Annotated in this window: 19 protein-coding genes; 10 read left to right on the top strand and 9 right to left on the bottom strand. The window is 61.3% G+C overall.

The genetic code is table 11. The features are described from left to right. The first annotated feature begins 134 nt into the window (after nucleotides 1-134). Nucleotides 135-1,331 carry a DUF92 domain-containing protein gene (locus BP737_RS00485; RefSeq protein WP_292410888.1) on the top strand — a complete coding sequence of 399 codons (1,197 nt, stop codon included), beginning with the start codon at nucleotides 135-137 and terminating at the stop codon, nucleotides 1,329-1,331. Nucleotides 1,332-2,022: 691 nt separating this feature from the next. Here BP737_RS00485 and BP737_RS00480 read toward each other — a convergent pair. Together BP737_RS00480 and BP737_RS00475 are read right to left on the bottom strand one after the other, a co-directional pair. After that, nucleotides 2,023-2,850, bottom strand: coding sequence for a hypothetical protein (locus BP737_RS00480; RefSeq protein WP_292410887.1), 828 nt, complete (start codon nucleotides 2,848-2,850; stop codon nucleotides 2,023-2,025). A 2-nt stretch (nucleotides 2,851-2,852) separates the two neighbouring features. After that, nucleotides 2,853-3,443, bottom strand: a complete 591-nt coding sequence (locus tag BP737_RS00475) for a pyruvate kinase alpha/beta domain-containing protein (RefSeq protein ID WP_292410886.1) — start codon at nucleotides 3,441-3,443, stop codon at nucleotides 2,853-2,855. A gap of 221 nt (nucleotides 3,444-3,664) precedes the next feature. On the opposite strand from BP737_RS00475, the gene BP737_RS00470 reads away from it, so the two are divergent. Next, entirely contained in the window at nucleotides 3,665-4,834 is a 1,170-nt protein-coding gene (locus BP737_RS00470) for a redox-regulated ATPase YchF (protein WP_292410885.1), read from the top strand. A 43-nt stretch (nucleotides 4,835-4,877) separates the two neighbouring features. Next, nucleotides 4,878-5,198, top strand: a complete 321-nt coding sequence (locus tag BP737_RS00465) for a hypothetical protein (RefSeq protein ID WP_292410884.1) — start codon at nucleotides 4,878-4,880, stop codon at nucleotides 5,196-5,198. Nucleotides 5,199-5,334: 136 nt separating this feature from the next. Here BP737_RS00465 and BP737_RS00460 read toward each other — a convergent pair whose 3' ends face one another. The 4 genes from BP737_RS00460 to larB form a co-directional block, all read right to left on the bottom strand. After that, nucleotides 5,335-6,159: a hypothetical protein gene (locus BP737_RS00460; RefSeq protein WP_292410883.1), complete on the bottom strand. Its 825-nt coding sequence runs from the start codon at nucleotides 6,157-6,159 to the stop codon at nucleotides 5,335-5,337. A gap of 133 nt (nucleotides 6,160-6,292) precedes the next feature. Next, a complete protein-coding gene (locus BP737_RS00455) occupies nucleotides 6,293-7,594 on the bottom strand; it encodes a hypothetical protein (RefSeq protein WP_292410882.1) in 1,302 nt (433 codons plus the stop codon). Between the two features lie 36 nt (nucleotides 7,595-7,630). Further along, complete coding sequence (locus tag BP737_RS00450) at nucleotides 7,631-8,155, bottom strand: nicotinamide-nucleotide adenylyltransferase (RefSeq protein ID WP_292410881.1); 525 nt, start codon at nucleotides 8,153-8,155, stop codon at nucleotides 7,631-7,633. After that, a complete protein-coding gene (gene larB, locus BP737_RS00445; protein WP_292410880.1) occupies nucleotides 8,152-8,925 on the bottom strand; it encodes a nickel pincer cofactor biosynthesis protein LarB in 774 nt (257 codons plus the stop codon). The genes BP737_RS00450 and larB overlap by 4 nt, the downstream gene beginning before the upstream one ends. Before the next feature lie 47 nt (nucleotides 8,926-8,972). On the opposite strand from larB, the gene BP737_RS00440 reads away from it, so the two are divergent. The 6 genes from BP737_RS00440 to BP737_RS00415 all read left to right on the top strand — a co-directional run bounded on the left by BP737_RS00440 (nucleotide 8,973) and on the right by BP737_RS00415 (nucleotide 14,122). Next, nucleotides 8,973-9,305 carry an ABC transporter permease gene (locus tag BP737_RS00440; RefSeq protein WP_292410879.1) on the top strand — a complete coding sequence of 111 codons (333 nt, stop codon included), beginning with the start codon at nucleotides 8,973-8,975 and terminating at the stop codon, nucleotides 9,303-9,305. 16 nt (nucleotides 9,306-9,321) lie between these two features. Beyond that, nucleotides 9,322-10,554 (top strand): histidine--tRNA ligase, encoded by a 1,233-nt coding sequence (gene hisS, locus BP737_RS00435; RefSeq protein WP_292410878.1) that lies wholly within the window; start codon nucleotides 9,322-9,324, stop codon nucleotides 10,552-10,554. Beyond that, nucleotides 10,541-12,343: a DNA topoisomerase VI subunit B gene (locus BP737_RS00430; RefSeq protein ID WP_292410877.1), complete on the top strand. Its 1,803-nt coding sequence runs from the start codon at nucleotides 10,541-10,543 to the stop codon at nucleotides 12,341-12,343. Before hisS ends, BP737_RS00430 begins: the two co-directional genes overlap by 14 nt. After that, nucleotides 12,336-13,424, top strand: coding sequence for a DNA topoisomerase IV subunit A (locus tag BP737_RS00425; RefSeq protein WP_292410876.1), 1,089 nt, complete (start codon nucleotides 12,336-12,338; stop codon nucleotides 13,422-13,424). The genes BP737_RS00430 and BP737_RS00425 overlap by 8 nt, the downstream gene beginning before the upstream one ends. A 108-nt stretch (nucleotides 13,425-13,532) precedes the next feature. Further along, complete coding sequence (locus BP737_RS00420; RefSeq protein ID WP_342685806.1) at nucleotides 13,533-13,826, top strand: hypothetical protein; 294 nt, start codon at nucleotides 13,533-13,535, stop codon at nucleotides 13,824-13,826. Nucleotides 13,827-13,846: 20 nt separating this feature from the next. Continuing rightward, nucleotides 13,847-14,122: a hypothetical protein gene (locus BP737_RS00415; protein WP_292410874.1), complete on the top strand. Its 276-nt coding sequence runs from the start codon at nucleotides 13,847-13,849 to the stop codon at nucleotides 14,120-14,122. A 623-nt stretch (nucleotides 14,123-14,745) separates the two neighbouring features. Here BP737_RS00415 and hepT read toward each other — a convergent pair. The 3 genes from hepT to BP737_RS00400 all read right to left on the bottom strand — a co-directional run bounded on the left by hepT (nucleotide 14,746) and on the right by BP737_RS00400 (nucleotide 16,231). Beyond that, complete coding sequence (gene hepT / locus BP737_RS00410) at nucleotides 14,746-15,015, bottom strand: type VII toxin-antitoxin system HepT family RNase toxin (protein WP_292410873.1); 270 nt, start codon at nucleotides 15,013-15,015, stop codon at nucleotides 14,746-14,748. A 14-nt stretch (nucleotides 15,016-15,029) separates the two neighbouring features. Then, nucleotides 15,030-15,512, bottom strand: a complete 483-nt coding sequence (gene mntA, locus BP737_RS00405) for a type VII toxin-antitoxin system MntA family adenylyltransferase antitoxin (protein ID WP_292410872.1) — start codon at nucleotides 15,510-15,512, stop codon at nucleotides 15,030-15,032. A 359-nt stretch (nucleotides 15,513-15,871) separates the two neighbouring features. Beyond that, complete coding sequence (locus BP737_RS00400) at nucleotides 15,872-16,231, bottom strand: winged helix-turn-helix transcriptional regulator (RefSeq protein ID WP_292410871.1); 360 nt, start codon at nucleotides 16,229-16,231, stop codon at nucleotides 15,872-15,874. An 86-nt stretch (nucleotides 16,232-16,317) separates the two neighbouring features. Here BP737_RS00400 and hcp point away from each other — a divergent pair, with 86 nt between their 5' ends. Further along, complete coding sequence (gene hcp, locus BP737_RS00395; RefSeq protein ID WP_292410870.1) at nucleotides 16,318-17,934, top strand: hydroxylamine reductase; 1,617 nt, start codon at nucleotides 16,318-16,320, stop codon at nucleotides 17,932-17,934. The last annotated feature ends 197 nt before the right edge of the window (nucleotides 17,935-18,131 follow it).

The following is an 18,131-nucleotide window of genomic DNA, read 5'->3' as shown; positions in this document are numbered from 1 at the left end:
GTGGAGCACCCTCACCCGTATGGCGGCTCCACCGTCCCAAAAGGAAGTCTCCCGGGGGTTAACCACAACAAGCAGCGGAGACGGCGAGCATTCGAACCTAAAGGCTTTTTCCCAGTACCGCCAATGATGTATGAATGACAAGACCGCTGGGGTTGGTTCTGGCGTCGATACTCACCCTCGCCTGCATAGGCCTTGCCCCCCTGCTCCAGCCGGCATGGCTGCTCACGCTCCTCCTTATCCCGCTCTCGCTTGTCCTCTCCCTTATCCGGGACACCCGGTACATGTCGTTCTCGATCATCGCACTTGCCGTGCTCTACGGGCTCGGCTGGCTCTCGACATTCGTCCTCACCTGTACGCTCGGTATCGTGGTGATCGGCGAGCTGGCGTTCCGCCTTACCGGGGGGAGGCAGGCATCCTACCTCTACCACCTGGTTGCCGCCATCGGCGTCTCGCTTGCGGTGATGCTCTACCTCGACTACACCGCACCGCTCGTCGCGGTTATGGGTGTGGTTACCGCGGTGCTGCTCCGGGCGGTTCTCCGGGGCCGGAACGACGCCCTGATGATCACGGCGCTCGGTGTGGCGATGACCATGTTTCTCTTTGAAGAACTCCACTTCGAGGTTGATCTGACCATTCTCGTCGCGGCGGCCGCGATAGGGTTCGGGTTCGGTTACACCGCCTACTGGTTCCGGGTGGCCGACATCAGCGGCCTCTTCTCGGGTGCCATGATCGGCATCATCCTCATCGTCTTTGCGGACGTTCGGTGGTTCCTGATCATGCTCACGTTCTTCATCATCGGCGCCGGTGCGACCCGGTACCGCTACGGGGAGAAGGAGAGGCTCGGGGTCGCCCAGGAGCACGGGGGGGTGCGCGGTTATTTTAACGTCTTTGCAAACGGCCTCGTAGCAACCGGTGCCGCCATTCTCTACGGGATAACCGGGAGTCCTGCCTTCGTGGCGCTCTTCATGGGGAGCGTCGCTTCCGCCGCCGCCGACACCGCCGCAAGCGAGATCGGGGTCACGGGAAAGACACCGTACCTGATCACGACGCTCCGGCCGGTGCCCCGGGGGACGAACGGCGGAGTGACCTTGCTGGGGGAAGCGGCAGCCGTCATCGCGGCCGTCATCGTCGCGGCCGTCGCCTGGGCGATGGGAGTCGCCGACCCCTGGATGGTCGTCGTTACGGTCGTCGCCGGGTTCATCGGCACCAACGTTGACAGCGTCGTAGGCGCAACGCTCGAGAACAGCGGCAGGATCGGAAATGCAGGCACAAACCTGGCTGCAACGTTCTTCGGCGGGGTCTCGGGGATGCTGCTCTACATGGTGGTGTGAAGGAAACGTGCGGGCTCCGGGGCGGTTTTGGCTTTTAGTCTCTTCAAAAATTCGTAATTGCTGAAATTTTCAATGACTAAAAGGCCTGAAACAGTGGAGCATGGGACTGTACACTTCGCACAACACAATTATCGCTATCCCCTTGTACGGATTTCGAGAGGATATCGCCACGCACTGCCCCCGCCCTCAGGGTGGGGTAAAAGGATGCCACCTTGTAACCAGGGGGGCACCCGTTCGAAGACCTTCGGTCTTCTCATGCACCCGGCGAAACAGCGGGTGCCCCCTCCCGGTCCCTCACTCGAAGACCTCCGGTCGTCTCCCGCTCTTGCTCTACGACCAGTCGCTTCTCGAAGACCTCCAGTCTTCTCCCGCTCTTGCTCTACGACCAGTCGCTTCTCGAAGACCTCCAGTCGTCTCAAACTCCTGCCGTACCGGCAGTCGTTCCCTGCGTGGCGATAATTCCACAATCCGGTGTATCGGGCGAGCCGGGGAAACTCACATTGTTCTTCTGCAATAATACCCCCGGTGGAACGGAATACGGACACCAGAGGCGTGAGGTGCGCCGGGACGAAGGTGCGAACTGCAGGACTCAATAGAACCTGCCCGTGGTGAGATAACCAGTGGCCCAGGCGGATTTAATCGCCTGAACAGAGCACGAAAAAGAGATGTAGTGTCCCGCCGGACACCCGTGTCAGTATTTATACCACCGGCCCTTCTCGTCGTATTCGCCCTGGGGCATACGTGCCCCTTCGGCGTGGTTACGGAAGAAACTTGCCTTGTAGGCGTAGAGGAAAGCCGAGTAGAGGAAGATCACAACCGCATAGACGACCGCGGATACCCATATGCCGTCCGTCCCGATGAGAGCGACGATGTCCTGCGGCATCAGCGTCTGGAGTTCGGTCTGGTTCATGAGGGTGAGCGGTTCGAGTTTGTCGACGAGCAGGGCGGTCCAGGCGAAGAGTGCCGCGAGCCCGAGCACCACCAGGACGGCGATGTTTGCCAGATAGAAGAGAAGGACGCTGCCGAGGTTGTTGACGACGAACTCGATGCCCCGCCGGATCGACTCAAAGACGGTTGTCTCCTCAAAGACCGCCGCGGTGTCGTAGAAGAACGTGAGGAAGGCGATCGAGAGGGCCACGCCGAAGAGGAGCGGCGTCAGCCCCGCGGCAACATTGGTGCCGAGGAGCGAGAGCGGTATCGCGAGCAGAAAGACCGTCAGGAGAACCGCAAAGAGGATGACCAGCGCAGGGAGGAGTATCCGGAAGTAGTAGGTCCGGCCGAACCGCAGGAACTCTCCGGGCTTGAATGCCTCTTCCTTGACCGCACCGTACACCCCGCCGGCCAGAAACGGCACGACAAGGACCTGCAGGAGTGCCAGGGGCTCCACGTAGAACGTCCCGCCGTACACGGGGACAACGATGTCGAGGACCGCGAAGGCGCCCATGACAAGACCGATCAACCAGAGGACCGGGTGCTGCCGGAGGAGTGCGGCGGCACCGGTAAGAGAGTTGAACGCCATAATCACCGGTTTCTCGGCATGGCGACGATCTCGCGCACCTGCAGGTCGAAGAACGTCGCGGTATGCGCCGGGCGGATGACACAGACGGTATCGGCACCGCTTGCGGTCCCGCCCACCGCGATCACCTCTTCATCGACGCCGACCACACCCTGGTCTGCGGCGATGAGGACACACTCCACCGCGACCTTCAGGCCGACCGCAACGACGCGCCGCAACGCCTCGGCGATCGCCTCGGTGCGGGAACTCCCGCCGAGCTTCGGCGATCGCGAGATCGCGCGTTCGAGCCCGGAGAGCACATGCGTGCCGGTGACGATGGTCGCTCCCTCGGATCGGAGGGTCTCGGCTGTCTCCTTTGAGAACTCCCACTCGCCGGGTTTTGAGTAGCCGACCGCGTGGGTGACGACGATCAGATCGAGATCCGTCCCCGCGATGGCGTCCCGGAAAATAAGCGCCGTCCGACCGCTGGTGCTCGCGACCACAATCTTCCGGATGCCGAGCCCCCGCGCCCGCTCGACGGCGAACCTGGCGGCGTCGCGGGTGTTCTGTTCGCCGGGGGCATCGAAATAGTAGGTATTTCTGGTTACGAAGCCCATGCAATCATGTTGTCCTCTCTCCTAATTGAACCCCCCGTTTCAACGGGCGGCGCCACGGGATCGCAACCGCAAGGGCCGGCGAACCCGGGGCATGCGGTATCCGCTCTACCGACGGCTATCCACGAACGAGACAACCGGACCGGATGACCGGGAAGAAGAGGATAAATGGTGCATGCCCCAACACTATTCTTAACCGAACAGTGAGATAAAAGGAGTTACTCATGATCACACTGGCCATTGCAGGAAAACCCAACTGTGGTAAATCGACATTTTTCAGAGCCGCGACCCTGGCCCAGGCGGAGATCGCCAATTACCCCTTCACAACCATCGACGCCAACCACGGCGTCGCGTATGTCAGGACCGCCTGCCCCTGCCGGGAGATGCACGTGCCGTGCGAGAACTGCCGGGACGGAGTCAGGTTCGTCCCGGTCGGGCTGATCGACGTGGCGGGCCTTGTCCCCGAGGCGCATATGGGGCGGGGGCTTGGAAACCAGTTCCTCGACAACCTTCGACAGGCGGACGCGATCCTCCAGATCGTCGACGCCAGCGGGGCGACGGACGCCGAGGGAAACCCGGTCGATATCGGCTCGCGCGACCCCGTGAAAGATATCGAGTTCCTCCAGTACGAGATGTCGATGTGGATGTACGGCATCCTCTCGCGGAACTGGGCGAAACTCGTGCGGCAGGCGCAGACAAAGGATTTTTCGCTTGCAGCCGCGATTGCCGAGGTCTTTGCCGGTCTCGGGGTGACGTTCGAGCACGTCCGCGATGCCGTCGAGGCCGCCGGGGTCGAACTGCGGACCGCCGGGGAGGAAGACCTGGTCCGGTTCTGCCGGGAACTGATGACGATCAGCAAGCCGATGCTGATCGTCGGGAATAAGGCCGACCAGGCACCGGAAGAGTGCCTAGACCGGCTCGCAAAGCACGACGTCATCTTCGCAAGCGCGGCCGGGGAACTTGCGCTCCGAATGGCCGCGGAGGGAAAGTTCATCAATTACCTCCCCGGCGATGAGAGTTTCACCCTGAACCCCGGGGCAAACCTCAGCGCCGCGCAACGCGCCGGCCTGCAGCAGATAGCGGACTTCATGCAGAAGTTCGACGGCACCGGCGTCCAGAAAGCGCTCGATGCCGCGGTCTTCACCCTCCTCGACCGGATCGTCGTCTTCCCGGTCGAGGACGAGCATAAACTCACCGACGGCAAGGGTCGGGTGCTTCCCGATGCGTTCCTGATGAAGCGCGGGTCGACCCCCCGCGACCTTGCCTACCAGGTCCACACCGATATCGGCGAGGGGTTCCTGTACGCCATCGACGCAAGGACCGGGATGCGGATCAAGGATACCCACGAACTGAAGAACGGGGATATCATCAAGATCGTCAGCGTCCGAAAGTGAACCGGCAGGCATTTATAGAGCATTGAGGAAATAGTCGATCAGTATGAGCGGCGAGGTCTATCAGGCACAGGTCCTCCGGAATTTCTTCGATACCATCACCGGAACGGACAGGAACCTGACGAGAATCTATATGTGCGTGATGAGCCTCGCCAAACTTCGCATGGAGCCTCCCGAGAGAATGACGTTCCTTGTGGACCAGCTCCGCAAGTCCAAGCAGAAGCGGGAGCTTTCGGTCGACATCCTCGATTATATGTGCGACGTGGCGCGCGACCTCGAACTTGCCACGGTCCAGACCGCGTTCGGTGTGAAGGACATCAACGCGGTCGCCGACGAGTTCAGCGGGATCAGCCTCGACTCGCTCTGATTTTTTTATCAGTTCTTTTCATTCTCGATCGGGCAGGCCGCGCGCCGTTCCGGGGGAAAGGGAGGGCTGAAAACCGTACGTAGGCCGGGCCCGGGGGCACGGAAGGAAACTATCCCAGATCGGGCCGATTATACGGTCATTTTTTGGAATAGGATTCCAGGATCTGGAGGATAAAGCGCTGGTGCTCTTCGAGGGCCTGCTCATCGTCGGGGGAGGTCTCGATCCCGACAGCGTAGAGCAGGACCAGCGCGTTGTCAAGGTCGAGCGCCGCAGGGTCCTCGACCTGGTCGGGAGGAAGGTGGATGGCGAGGTCGTCGGCGTCCGCCCCTGCAAAGGTGTACTTCGGGCTTGCCGTCACCCGGGAATCGGCGAGGTCGCCAGCACGCTCCCGAAAGATCAGCAGGGCACGCTCCAGAGCATCGGGATGCGGGGTGATCGCGTTGAGCCGGGCAAGCGCAGCCGTGCTCTTCTCGACCGCGTTCCCATAGAGCTCGAACTTATAGGTCAGCAAGGATTGGGCAATCAGGTGGCCGGTCTCCTCATCCACCACGGCGATAAGCGGTGCAATCCGGCCGATGTAGTCGTTCAGTATCTGCTTCATTGTTCTCTTCTCTCGCTTCGGCGCATTAAACAATTTTTCTACTCGAACCGCGAGGACGGTGATCGTCGCCGCGAAGAACGCCTGCGTTATTACGCCCGTGCTGATCTCGCCCGGCACAAGAAAGATCAGAACCGCAAAGAGCGGCACGAAGAGCGAGACAATATCCCTGCGTGGTTTGAGGTATGCCTGGTAGCAGAGGATGCACGAGGCGATCACGCACCCTGCAATGCCCGCCCAGACGGGGTATGGGAAGCCGACGAAGGCGAGCAGGAATGCAATCCCGATACCCCCGAACGAGACTGCAGGAACCGCTATCCAGAGACGAGACAGAGGCCCGGATGTGGTGTTGTCCAGCGTCATCAGTAGTTCTCTCTGAGTGGTTGCACCCGGAGCATAAACAGGATTTCCTTTCGTACCGCCGGGTGCTCCCGCCCTCCGGCTCCGGCGGACCGGCGCTTTTAGAGGGAGGCCGCTTTCCCGTGCCCTTTATAGGTCATGAGGAAGGAGACGGGAGGTCGGGCACATCGACCTCCACCTCCCCTTCGGCAAGGGCAATCATGCGGGACTGGAGCCTTTCGCGCTCGGCAGCATACGAGGTCCGCAAGACCTCCTGCTGGTTCTCCGCCCGGGTCCGCGCGGCGGTTCTCGTTTCGCGCTCCCGCCGCAGTTCCGCGAGCGTCGCGGTGAGGCGGTGCTCCTCGATCACACCCGGAAGCGCGGCGTGAGTCTCCTGCAGTGCCGCGCGCTGTTCCCGGACCTCCCTCCGCCGGTCCAGAACCTGCCGTATTCCGGCAGGCAGGGTATCGGGGTCCGAGAAGAGGTGAACCTCATCCTGGTTCTTGAGAGGGAGGGACCCCTCACGGATCATGGCAAGGGTTGCCGGCATCGCTGCTTCGGTCAGACCGACCGGGTCCTCACTGCCGTCCGTGAGGCTGCCCGTATAGGCATCGAGGACCCGCCCGACTGCCGCGGCCGCCGTGCTATCTCCCGCCTTTTCGGCAACCTTCTCGGCCTTCCGGAAGACGTGGACGGCAGGGACCCGCAGGGCCGCGATCTCCCGCTCGATCTTTTCGTCCGCAGAATCGAGTTCACGGATCTTCCCTTCGAGATCCTGCTTTTCTGCGTAATCCGGGTGCTGTCTGAGGGCGGCGAGGTCTTCTTCAGCCTTCCGGATCGCCGCCTCCACTTCTGCGAGCGCCGCCCCGCAGACCCGTACCTGACCGGAGGCGACGGCATACTCCTCACGAATATGGACGAGGGAGTCATACGACTTTCTGACATCCGCCACCGGCTGCCGATCCGCACGCACCCGGGTAATCGCCTCCGTCATCGCGTTGATCTCCCGCCCGAGGTCCCTGACGGTGGTGCGCACCTCCTTCATCTCGTCCGGGTAGAGGGAGGAGAGATACTTTCCCTGCCCTTTCACCGCCTTGAGAGCGCTCTTCAGGGTCTCGGCGGCGGCGGTGTAGAAGGTTTCCGGGTCGCCGGAAGGCCTGCGGGAGAGGATCTGGGTCATCGACCTCGCAAATCCGGGAAGCGCCTTCCGGGAGATATCCCGGAGCCGTGGGTGGACCTCCTCACTACCCTCCGCTGTTTCCATACGGGCGACCACCTCCTCGAGGTTATCGAGGATACCGTCGATTGCCTCCCGCGACGAACTCGTGGCGCCGACGAGTTCGTTCTCGATCTTCTCCTCGCGGGAATCCAGCCATGCGGGAAGGTCGTCAAAGGCGAGCCCTAGAGCCTCCTTTTCAGGTTCGGTTCGCCGAAAGAGGTCTCGCAGTTGCTTAAACATAGTCCACCTGAATGTACCCTGTGACGGTCGTCCCCATCATAGTTCCTCCTTGCCGTCGTCCTTCCCCGCAATCCTCTGGAGGCGTTCCACGCCGCGGATCTCCCGGATGACGTCCGCCACGGCAGGCGGGACCAGGTGCTCCCAGGGTTCGCCGTCAAGCATCCGCTGCCTGATGGCGGTGCCGGAGTATACCGTCCGCTCGTGCATATCGGGCGACCGTACGCACATGCCGGCCTCGGTGAAGAGTTGCACGACGAGGGGGTTCGACGAGTAAACCATATCGAACGGCGGCGTCATCGACCGAACGTGAGCGACCCAGAGGGCGTTGCGCTGGACGTCCTCGATCGGGATGACGTAGAAGGGGCTCTCGAGGCCGGAAAGCGACCTGGTGAGCATCAGCACCCGTTCTCCTGCCGTGAACGGGTTATCCAGGGTATGGGAGACCTGGGCGCTCCCCACCCCGATGACGATCTCATCGACGGAACCGGCTATCTGCTCCAGTACCGCCTGGTGCCCGTAGTGGTAAGGCTGGAACCGCCCGATGTAGAATCCCCGGCTCATGCCCGGCCGCCCCCGTGCGCGATCTGCGCGGCAAACGCGCCCGCCGTGAACCCGGCATCGATGTTCACGACCGCAAGCACGGAGCAGGCCTGGAGCATGCTCGCAAGCGCCGCTTCGCCGCCCCCCATGTAGCCGTAGCCGGTGCTCACCGGAACGCCGATCACCGGGCGGTCGACAAGCCCGGCGACGATCGCCGGGAGCGTGCCCTCACGTCCGGCCGCCACGATGAAGACGTCCGCCGGTATCATATCCCTGATTGCCGAGAAGAGGCGATGGATCCCCGCCACCCCGACATCGTACGCAGTCCGGACCTCGCACCCCATCTCTTCGGCGATCAGCCTCGCCTCTTCGGCGACGGGGATATCGGACGTCCCGGCGGTGAGGATGGCCACGGTTCCGCCCCGGGGAGCCGGCCGGTCCCCCGTCGAGAGGACGACAGCACGCGCCGCTTCCCGATGCTCCATCCGGACCTCCGGCGGCAGTCTGGCCCGCAGGGCCGCGAAGTGCTCCGGCGAGACCCGGGTCGCGACGCACCGGCCGACCGCCTTCACCTGCGCGAGCATGATCTCGGCAAAGGCTTCTGGCTCCTTTCCCTCGGCGAGCACCACCTCGGGCATCCCGCAACGCACGCTCCGCCCGGTATCGATCCGGGCCATGCCGTCGATCATCTCGATACGGAGCCCTTCGATGGCGGCCGTCGCCTCGTCCTCAGATACCTCACCGTTACAATACATCCGGAGGATGTCCCTGATGGTGGCATTCGGCAGCATAGTTCGATAACAAAAATAGGGGTGGAAGTATAATATTACTTCATCTCATGTCATACCTCGCCTATGTCGCAGGGTTCGGCGTTGCCGTCACCGTTTTCCTGTGGCTCCGCGACCTGCGGATATTCTTCCGTACCGGTCTTCCCGGATACCGGAAGGCGGCCTATGTCGGGGTGCCCTGCACGGCACTCGCCCTGTTCGGCTTCTTCGTCACCGCGTTTGCCGAAGCGTGGGAATTCTTCGGCCTCGGCCTGGTCCTTCTGGCCCTCTACCTCCAGGGCCGGGTCGATCGGGAGAACGTATGGCACGGCGAGGGCGCCGCCGAGCGATTCTTCGGCAGGGCGAAGCGCACAAAAGATAAGGGTTCAGGCAAGAGACTTTAGTTCAGGAGACTACCGAATGCTTCAGAAACCACGGGGAACACGGGACTTTTTACCCGACGAGATGGAACGGCGGCGGCTGATCGAACGGCGGATGCGCGACGCGGCCCGAAGATGGGGATACCGGGAGGTCAGCACCCCTGACTTCGAGCACCTCGAACTCTTCACGATGAAATCCGGCGAAGGGATCATGCAGGAGATGTACGTCTTCGAGGACAAGAGCGGCCGGAAGATGACGCTCCGGCCGGAGGTGACGGCGGCGGTCCTCCGGATGTACGTCAACGAGGGCAAGGTCCTCCCGAAACCGATCCGCTGGTGCTATTTCGCCGACTGTTTCCGCTATGAGCGTCCCCAGAAAGGCCGTTACCGGCAGTTCTGGCAGTTCGGCGTCGAGCTCATCGGCGCGGACACGGCAAGCGCCGACGCCGAGGTGATCATGCTCGCCGACGAGGCGCTCCGATCGAGCGGAGTCACTTTCGAACTCCATGTCGGCCACCTCGCGCCGATGAAGCATCTCCTCTCCGACCTCTCGCCCGGCGACCAGCGGGCGATCATGGCCTGTCTCGACAAACACGACCGGGAAGGGCTCGAAGCAGCGCTCGTCGGGCGGGGTCTTACCCGCCTTGCCGAACCTCTCGCCGCCCTTTCGGAGTGCCGCACCGTCGCGGAAGTCTTTGAGATCGTGGGCGACATCCCGGAGCGCGCGCGGATCGAGGAGACCTTCGCGCTCCTTGACTCCCAGGGCATCGACTACCGGCCCGATTTCGGGATTGCACGCGGGCTCGATTACTACACAGGGATGGTCTTTGAGGGATTCGCCAATAACCTCGGCGCTGAAAACCAGATCCTCGGCGGCGGGACCTACCGGCTCGCCCACCTCTTCGGCGGCGACGACGTCGCATCCGCGGGGTTCGCCATCGGGTTCGACCGGGTCATGGTCTCGGTCGGAGACTTTCCCCTCGCGCACGAGCCCGTCGTCGGCGTCGTCTGCACGCCCGAAGCACGGCCGCGGGCGCTCGAGGTCGCCCGGGCCTTTCGGGAAGCGGGGGTCCGGGCCGAGACGGACCTGATGCAGCGGGGAATTGGCGCCCAGGTCGCGCACGCCGCAAAGACAGCGGACTATGTCGTGATTCTCGGACAGCGCGAGGTCGAAGCGGGTACGGTTACCCTGAAGGACCTCCGCTCCGGCGAGCAGCAGGAGAGGAGCCTTGAGGACGCCATCGCTGAGGTAGCACGGTATGGTGCTTGCTGAGGACCTCGCCAAACAACAGCGGAGCATCAGCGTCGCGGAGTTCTTCGAGAAGAACAAGCACCTGCTCGGTTTCGACTCCCCGACGCGCGGCATCATCACCACCGTCAAGGAGGCGGTGGACAACGCCCTTGACGCCTGCGAGGAGGTGGAGGTGCTCCCCGACATCTTTGTCGGCGTGAGGAGAATCGATACCGAGGTTTACCGGATAACCGTCGAAGACAACGGCCCCGGGATCGTGCCGGAGAACGTTCCGCTGGTCTATGGAAAACTCCTCTACGGGTCGCGGTTCCACCAGATCCGGCAGAGCCGGGGTCAGCAGGGTATCGGGATATCGGCGGCGGTGCTGTATGCGCAGCTCACCACCGGCACCCCGGCGCGGGTCACCTCACGAACGGGGGCGAAGACATCGGCCCACCGGTTCGAACTGATGATCCGGACCGAGACCAACGAGCCCGAAATCGTCAGCCACGAAGAGATTGACTGGGACCGGACGCACGGGACACGGATCGAGATCCAGTTTAAGAGCACCCTTACCGCAAAGAAGCGGCTGGTCGACTACCTTCGTCTCACCGCGATCGTCAACCCCCACGCCCGGATCACGGCCGATATCGACGGTGAGGTGATGACGTTCGAGCGGGTGACGAGCGAGGTCCCGCCGTGCCCGAAGCCCGTCCTCCCGCACCCTCACGGGATCGAGTTCGGGGCGTTGAAACGGATCGCGGCCGCGAGCACCGGGACCGTCGAGGAGTTCCTGATCAGCAGTTTCTCCCGGGTAGGAAAGAAGACCGCAGACGAGATGATCGCCCTTGCCGGGCTCAAGCCTTCCCGAAAGGTGAGCAAACTCGATGCCGACGAGTTGAAGAACCTCCTCGATGCCATGCAGAGCGTGAGGGTCCCGGCGCCGCTGGCGCAGCAGTGTCTCTCCCCCATCGGGGAGGACCTGATCTGCAAGGGGCTTGAGAAGGAGATCCAGCTTGACTTCATCAAGGCCCGTACCCGCCCGAGCGCGGTCTACGGCGGGCACTCGTTCATCATCGAGGCGGCTATCGGCTACGGCGGCAAGATCCCTCCCGAGGGAAACGCCCTGATCTTCCGGTTTGCAAACCGCGTCCCGCTCCTCTACCAGCAGGGCGCCTGCGCGATCACGGACTGCATCTCGCAGGTGAACTGGAAGAACTACGGCCTCTCGCAGCAGGGGCTTCCCATGGGCCCGGTGCTCGTCATGGTCCACGTGGCGTCCACGAACGTCCCCTTCACAAGCGAGAGCAAGGACGCGGTCGCGTCCATCCCGGAGATCGAGCGGGAGATAGTCCTCGTCCTCCAGGAACTCGGCCGGGAACTCAAGATGTACCTCTCCCGGCGGGAGAGGAAGAAACTGCAGGACGACCGCGCCCGGGCAATCTGCTCGATCATCCCCGAGATCGCTGCGAAGGTGAGCGAGATCGTGGAACTCCCCCTTGTGGACACCTCCCCGATTGAAGGGAAGATCATGCGCAAGGTCGTCGCCAAGAAGAGGACGAACGACGGACGGGTCCGTATCGACGTGAACAACTACACGGCAAAGGAGGTGACCATCGTCCTCTACAACCTCTCCCGTGATGCGGCCGCGGACGCGGAGCCCCGGCCCGACTTCGTGGATGAGATGGACGGGGAGTACAACAAGGTCTGGCGGTGCACGCTCGGCTCCGGCGCCGCCTGGCAGGTCGCCTACACGGGAGCGGGCGACGGAACGCTTGACCTCCGCGGCGTGGAGGACGGCATGAAAGTGGTGGTGGATCTCGATGTCTAAGGATGAGATGGATGCGCTGGCAAAGGAGCGGCTGATGAAGATCGCCCGGGGGTGGTATGACCAGATGCGGGACGGTATCGTGCCCTACATCCGGCTGCCGACGCGGACGAAGCGGAATATCGCGTACGACGACGTAAGCGAGGTCTGGAAGTACGGCGAGAAAGAGAGCACCCGGGCGGCGACGACCGAGAAGAGCGCGGTCCACCTTCTGAAGATGGCCTACGTCATCTGGTTTTTAAAGAAGCAACTCGTGGAGAACCGGTCGTCGACCTTGAGAGAACTCTATTACATCTCCGAAGGCTGGAAGAAGGCGAAGTTCGCCGCCCAGGACGAGAGCAACCTCTTGATCGAGGACCTGGAGATCATCACCGAGGTGCAGCGCGAGGCGTTCCACCTCCGGCCGGAGGAGGACGGCGCCTCGATCTTCGGGCCCCTGCGAATCCGCGAGACCACCCGGCGGGGCGTGAAGGAGATGCATTGTCAGGAAGACGTCGGGGAGGCGGGCTACCCCATCCCGAACAACGTCGACAACCTCGACTTCATCGACCACGACGCGAAGTTCGTCATCGCCATCGAGACCGGCGGTATGTACGCCCGTCTGATGGAGAACGGGTTCGACGAGGAGTACGGGGCGATCCTGGTACATCTCAAGGGGCAGCCGGCGCGCTCGACGCGCCGGGTCTTACGACGGCTCAACGAGTCGCTCAACCTTCCGGTCGTGGTCTTCACCGACGGCGACCCCTGGTCCTACCGGATCTACGCGAGCGTCGCCTACGGCTCGATCAAGAGCGCCCATATGTCGGAACTCCTGGCGACCCCCCAGGCGCAGTTCGTCGGGGTGCAGCCTTCCGACATCTCGGACTACAATCTCCCCTCCGACCACCTCACCGAGCAGGACGTCAACGCATTGAAGGCAGAGTTGACCGATCCGCGGTTTGCAACCGAGTACTGGCATAACCAGATCAACCTGCAGCTCGATATGCAGATGAAGTCGGAACAGCAGGCGTTCGCGAGCCGAGGGCTCGATTTTGTGACGAAGGAGTACCTGCCGACGAGGTTGTCGGAGATGGGGGTTATCTAGAGCGGGGCCCTTTCGTCGGAAGCACTTTCACCCCACACGGCGCATCTTAATACCTGACGGGGGTGACACCAATCAAAATAGGTGAAGAACGTGCTACGAACCAGGATTGTGATCGACAGGATCCGGAAAGACGGGCTTGTTTTCGCCTCAGACTACTCGGACTGTGACCATTCGACGGAGGGCTTCAGGAGGGTCATGTTCCGGGTGAAGGAGGGGCCTGTCCTCAAAACCGGGGTGGCGTACTCGCTTGAGTATGAGACGGAGGATATCCTCAAACCTTTCGCACAAAAAAGCCGGAGCGGGAAAACAACCTACTATTACCCTCAGAGGTTCTACCACAAAATCACAAACGTCACCCTACTGTCAGCTGATCCGGACGCAGACCTCCTGCTGGACCTCTAATCCTCAAAATTACTTTAATCATGAATGAGCAGAGAAAGGCTGCTTCAAAGTTTAAGATCGGGATTACAACTGACTATAATCACCGAGCAGAAGGTGATGATTATTTGTTGAATGACTACGACCGCATGATCGTCCTGTATCGAACGCAATCTAAAGAGAGAGTGTGCTTGATGGAGCAGTATCTCATAAAACGCTTTAAAAAGTATAAGGAATGCGAAAATATCCGGGCCGATGGTGAAGGCAAACTGAAATGGGGCCCTCCATACTATGCGTATCTCGCTATGAAAACAAAATAGATGTCAACTTTAAATCTGGTAGGAGCGAGATAACCGTCGCTCAAAGGGCCTGATCTTCTCAAATTTCTCCCTGCCGTGCCCTGCTCCCTCCCTTACGTGATGAAACTCAGAAAAAGCCGCGTTCACAACAAAGCAACAGATGCGACTCATATTCACATAAACATGTGTCGGAGTGTTTTATTCGTGCGGATCCTCGCTCGCCGGATCCTTTTAAGATTAGCCCCCTCCCCGTCTCACCACTCCGCGACCCTCTGTACCTTCTTCTTTTCGTCAAATCCCGCCGCTATTGTCGTCTCTAGCAGAAGTAAATCCACAGCGACGACCTTTGCGACTGAGAGTCATGAATATCGATGTAATTTCCATAACGAGAACGCTTCTTTGGCCACCTTGAAGACATCCTCGATCCGGGACCGGATGGCCACGAACTTCCTCCACTGTTCCAGATTCCAGAGCAGGTTCTGACCAGTCTATTGTAGACCTACTGGGTTCTGCGGTGGTCATGGTGAGAGAAGATCGAGAGCGGATAAGAGTATGCGACCGTCACTCCCTCACGCAGTTCGAAGAAAACGGAGATACTCATCAAGAAACTCCTCAATGTCGCAAACATCTTCCTGGAGGAGATTTTAGATGGTTTCGTCGTTGATATCCCAGTAAATATGGATCAGGCGGTTTCTGAACCGTGCCATCCTTTGAAGGCGCTCTGCAAACTCTGCGTCAACAATACCACGCTCCTCCATGATGCGGAATGTATCTGCATAGTCCTCCGGCGCTCTCCATCGATTTCTTGCAATCAGGTGGTTGGCGAGATCGATGGCGGCCTCGATGCCGATGATGAGGTGATACTTTGCGCTGGCGACCAGGTGAGGGTCTCTAACAACGACCTCTTTCGGCATACGGCCGAGGTCCTTCAGACGCCCGCACGCCTGCACCAGCTCCGACGAGAGTGCGGTGACTTTCTCGTCCTCGTAGGAGACCAAGTGCTTCCCTCCGGTAACGCTTTCGGTAGTAGGCAAAATCGTGGTAATAAATAGGCATATATCCTGCAGACGAAATCGCAGCGTGCCTGTTCGTCGCGAGAAACGAGCACTTCCCCGGTCTGCAGGACCGAGTAGGCGAACGGCAGAGGCGCAACGTTCAGGACCCTGACGTCGATGGGCACCCCCGTACTGTTTTCCAGTTCCTGCTCGAGCGCCGTTTCGTACCTGAGAGAAACGGCTGCTCCGCTGCTTTCGTCCCGCAGGAAGACGCCGATATCGATGTCGCGGAATGTACCGTGGAGCAATGACCCATACAGGTAGGCAAAGAGAATCTCCTCTCTCTCTAAGAGCAGCCCGGCGAGTAGATTGGAGAGCCGCTGCTTCTCCTTAAAAGAGAGGTCTCTTGGTCTCATCGTAGAATGATTGGCGTAGGCGGTGATGAGGTTTGCGCCTCCCCTGATGTTGGTTTCTGCAGTCTGCTCCGCCGGGTCCGGCCGGAGTCCCTCCGGAGGCGGATGGATGATTGAGCGGGGGAAAACCTTCAAATGACGGAGAGGACTGCCCTCTTCAGCCCGTATGCATCTCCCGGAGGCCGAACGTGCTGTTCCCCCCATATCCATGCAAGACCGCAAACTCCGTTTCTTCACACCTCCGGTGCTCGCGCTCTGATTCTAACGAACCGTCGCCCTTCGGAACGTCGTTACTCGAAAAATATTTCGCGTCTTTCTCGAACTCTGTTTCTTTGCACCCAGCGGTGCCCACGGAACGGAATTCACAACACACAGTTCCGGCAGTCCTGCGCCCCGCATGCGAGGTTCTCGATCTTCCACCGGAGGGCCCATCGCTTGATATCCTTGATTACCTCGACCATCTCAAGCCCGCTTTCGGTGAGCGTGTACTCGCTTCTGACGGGGACGGTTCCGGTCTCCATCCGTTTCTCGACGAGGCCCTCCTCTTCGAGCTCCTTCAAGCGGGCCGAAAGGACCTTTGCCGTGATACCCGGGAGTCGCTCCTTCACCTCGGTAAACCGCCGGGTGTAGCCGTCCCCTTTGTAGAGTTCAAGGATGATCAGGAGCATCCACTTCTTCCCGAGGTATTTGACGGTCTGATTGACCGTGCAGCCGTCCTGCATGGTATAATGAGAGAAACCTTCTCCTACTTATACGTTGGTATCTCATAGATACTTTGTATCAAAAAGATACTTTGGAGTGAGCATGAATGTTCTGCAACCAGTGTGAAGAAACAGCAAAAGGGCTCGGGTGCACCGTCCGTGGTGTCTGCGGCAAGGACGGGGAGACCGCCGGGCTCCAGGACGTCCTGATCTACCTCCTCAAGGGGGTCTCGGTCCGGAACCTTGCGGCGGCAGAGAAGGGCGGCGGCGATCCGGAAGCCGGGAGGTTCATCGCGGAGTGTCTCTTCGCCACCCTGACCAACGTGAACTTCGACCCTGCACGGTTCCGGGATGCCGTCCGGGAGGCGGTCCGTATCCGCGACGCCCTCCCGCCCTCCGGGAGTGGGGAACCCGACGCCTGCACCTGGGCGCCAGGTTCGCCGACGGCGATTGCGGCAAAAGCGCAGGAGATCGCCGCCGCGCGTGAGACCGTGAACGTGGACCTGCAGTCGCTCCGCGAGCTTCTCGTCTACGGGCTCAAAGGGGTGGCCGCTTACTCGCACCATGCAGCCGTCCTCGGTTACGATGACGAAGAGGTCACGACCTTTATGCAGAAGGGCCTCGCCGCCACGCTGCAGGACCACACTGTGGAGGAGATGGTCGGCTACGTGCTCGCATGCGGTAAGATCGGCGTGAAGGTCCTCGCCCTCCTCGATACGGCGAACACCGCCGTCTACGGGACGCCGGCGATCACGAAGGTCGGCACCGCGGCGGGCACGCGCCCGGGCATCCTGGTTACCGGCCACGACCTCAAAGACCTCGCCGACCTCCTCGAACAGACCGTGGGGACGGGGGTGGACATCTACACCCACGGCGAGATGCTCCCGGCGCATGCCTACCCGGAGTTCCGGAAGTACAACCACCTCGTCGGAAATTACGGCGGTTCCTGGCCCTTCCAGCGGGAAGAGTTCGAGCGGTTCAACGGCCCGGTCCTCGTCACCACCAACTGCCTCGTGCCCCCGAAGGACTCCTACCGCGACCGGGTCTACACTACCGGGCCCGTCGGATATCCCGGGCTTACCCACATCGGTGCCTCGCCGGACGGGAAGAAGGACTTTTCGGCCCTGATCGAGCATGCGAAGCGCTGCAACCCCCCGGAGGACCTCTCCCGCGGAGACCTGGTCACCGGGTGCGCCCATGCCCCGGTCCTCACCATCGCCGATACGGTCGTCGGTGCGGTGAAGTCCGGCGCCGTCCGGCGTTTTGTCGTGATGGCGGGCTGCGACGGACGGCACGGCGAGCGGGACTACTACACCCGGTTTGCAGAGGCCCTTCCCGCGGATACGGTCATCCTCACCGCCGGGTGCGCGAAGTACCGTTACAACAGCCTCGGTTTCGGGGATATCGGCGGCATCCCCCGCGTCCTCGACGCCGGACAGTGCAACGACTGCTACTCCCTGGTGGTCATCGCAAAGGCCCTCGCCGAAGCATTCGGCGTCGGGATCAACGAACTCCCGATCTCCTACAACATCGCCTGGTACGAGCAGAAGGCGGTGCTCGTCCTTCTTGCCCTCCTCTCACTCGGGGTTCGGGACATCACCCTCGGCCCCCGTCTCCCGGCCTTCGTCTCGCCCGGTATCCTGAAAGTACTCGTCGAGAACTTCGGGGTCCGGGGGATTGCGACGGTCGAGGAAGACCTTCCCGGGATGGTGCCGGGGAACTGAGTAATCTTTTTTTTGAAGAACTGGACTTAGGAAACCCGGGTGCGGGCCTTTATCCCCGCGGGGTTGAAGGAGCGGAGCGGGAAGACCCCTGCGCAAGAGGAGGTGGTTCACGCGGATGGATCCAGATGCAAATGCTCTGTGGAACGCTCTGGCACTCGAGGAGCGTACAGTTGAAGTCATCCCAAAAGTGTCCAGCG

The sequence above is a fragment of the Methanoculleus sp. UBA291 genome, assembly GCF_002499755.1.
Taxonomy (GTDB): Archaea; Halobacteriota; Methanomicrobia; order Methanomicrobiales; family Methanoculleaceae; genus Methanoculleus; species Methanoculleus palmolei.
The sequence above is the reverse complement of the archived record's forward strand: the minus strand, read 5'-3'. Positions and strand labels throughout refer to the sequence as shown.

Coding starts and splice junctions, on each gene's coding strand:
- BP737_RS00485 (WP_292410888.1), top strand. CDS start 135: ATGACAAGACCGCTGGGGTTGGTTCTGGCGTCGATACTCACCCTCGCC.
- BP737_RS00480 (WP_292410887.1), bottom strand. CDS start 2,850: ATGGCGTTCAACTCTCTTACCGGTGCCGCCGCACTCCTCCGGCAGCAC.
- BP737_RS00475 (WP_292410886.1), bottom strand. CDS start 3,443: ATGGGCTTCGTAACCAGAAATACCTACTATTTCGATGCCCCCGGCGAA.
- BP737_RS00470 (WP_292410885.1), top strand. CDS start 3,665: ATGATCACACTGGCCATTGCAGGAAAACCCAACTGTGGTAAATCGACA.
- BP737_RS00465 (WP_292410884.1), top strand. CDS start 4,878: ATGAGCGGCGAGGTCTATCAGGCACAGGTCCTCCGGAATTTCTTCGAT.
- BP737_RS00460 (WP_292410883.1), bottom strand. CDS start 6,159: ATGACGCTGGACAACACCACATCCGGGCCTCTGTCTCGTCTCTGGATA.
- BP737_RS00455 (WP_292410882.1), bottom strand. CDS start 7,594: ATGTTTAAGCAACTGCGAGACCTCTTTCGGCGAACCGAACCTGAAAAG.
- BP737_RS00450 (WP_292410881.1), bottom strand. CDS start 8,155: ATGAGCCGGGGATTCTACATCGGGCGGTTCCAGCCTTACCACTACGGG.
- larB (WP_292410880.1), bottom strand. CDS start 8,925: ATGCTGCCGAATGCCACCATCAGGGACATCCTCCGGATGTATTGTAAC.
- BP737_RS00440 (WP_292410879.1), top strand. CDS start 8,973: ATGTCATACCTCGCCTATGTCGCAGGGTTCGGCGTTGCCGTCACCGTT.
- hisS (WP_292410878.1), top strand. CDS start 9,322: ATGCTTCAGAAACCACGGGGAACACGGGACTTTTTACCCGACGAGATG.
- BP737_RS00430 (WP_292410877.1), top strand. CDS start 10,541: ATGGTGCTTGCTGAGGACCTCGCCAAACAACAGCGGAGCATCAGCGTC.
- BP737_RS00425 (WP_292410876.1), top strand. CDS start 12,336: ATGTCTAAGGATGAGATGGATGCGCTGGCAAAGGAGCGGCTGATGAAG.
- BP737_RS00415 (WP_292410874.1), top strand. CDS start 13,847: ATGAATGAGCAGAGAAAGGCTGCTTCAAAGTTTAAGATCGGGATTACA.
- hepT (WP_292410873.1), bottom strand. CDS start 15,015: ATGCCGAAAGAGGTCGTTGTTAGAGACCCTCACCTGGTCGCCAGCGCA.
- mntA (WP_292410872.1), bottom strand. CDS start 15,512: ATGAGACCAAGAGACCTCTCTTTTAAGGAGAAGCAGCGGCTCTCCAAT.
- BP737_RS00400 (WP_292410871.1), bottom strand. CDS start 16,231: ATGCAGGACGGCTGCACGGTCAATCAGACCGTCAAATACCTCGGGAAG.
- hcp (WP_292410870.1), top strand. CDS start 16,318: ATGTTCTGCAACCAGTGTGAAGAAACAGCAAAAGGGCTCGGGTGCACC.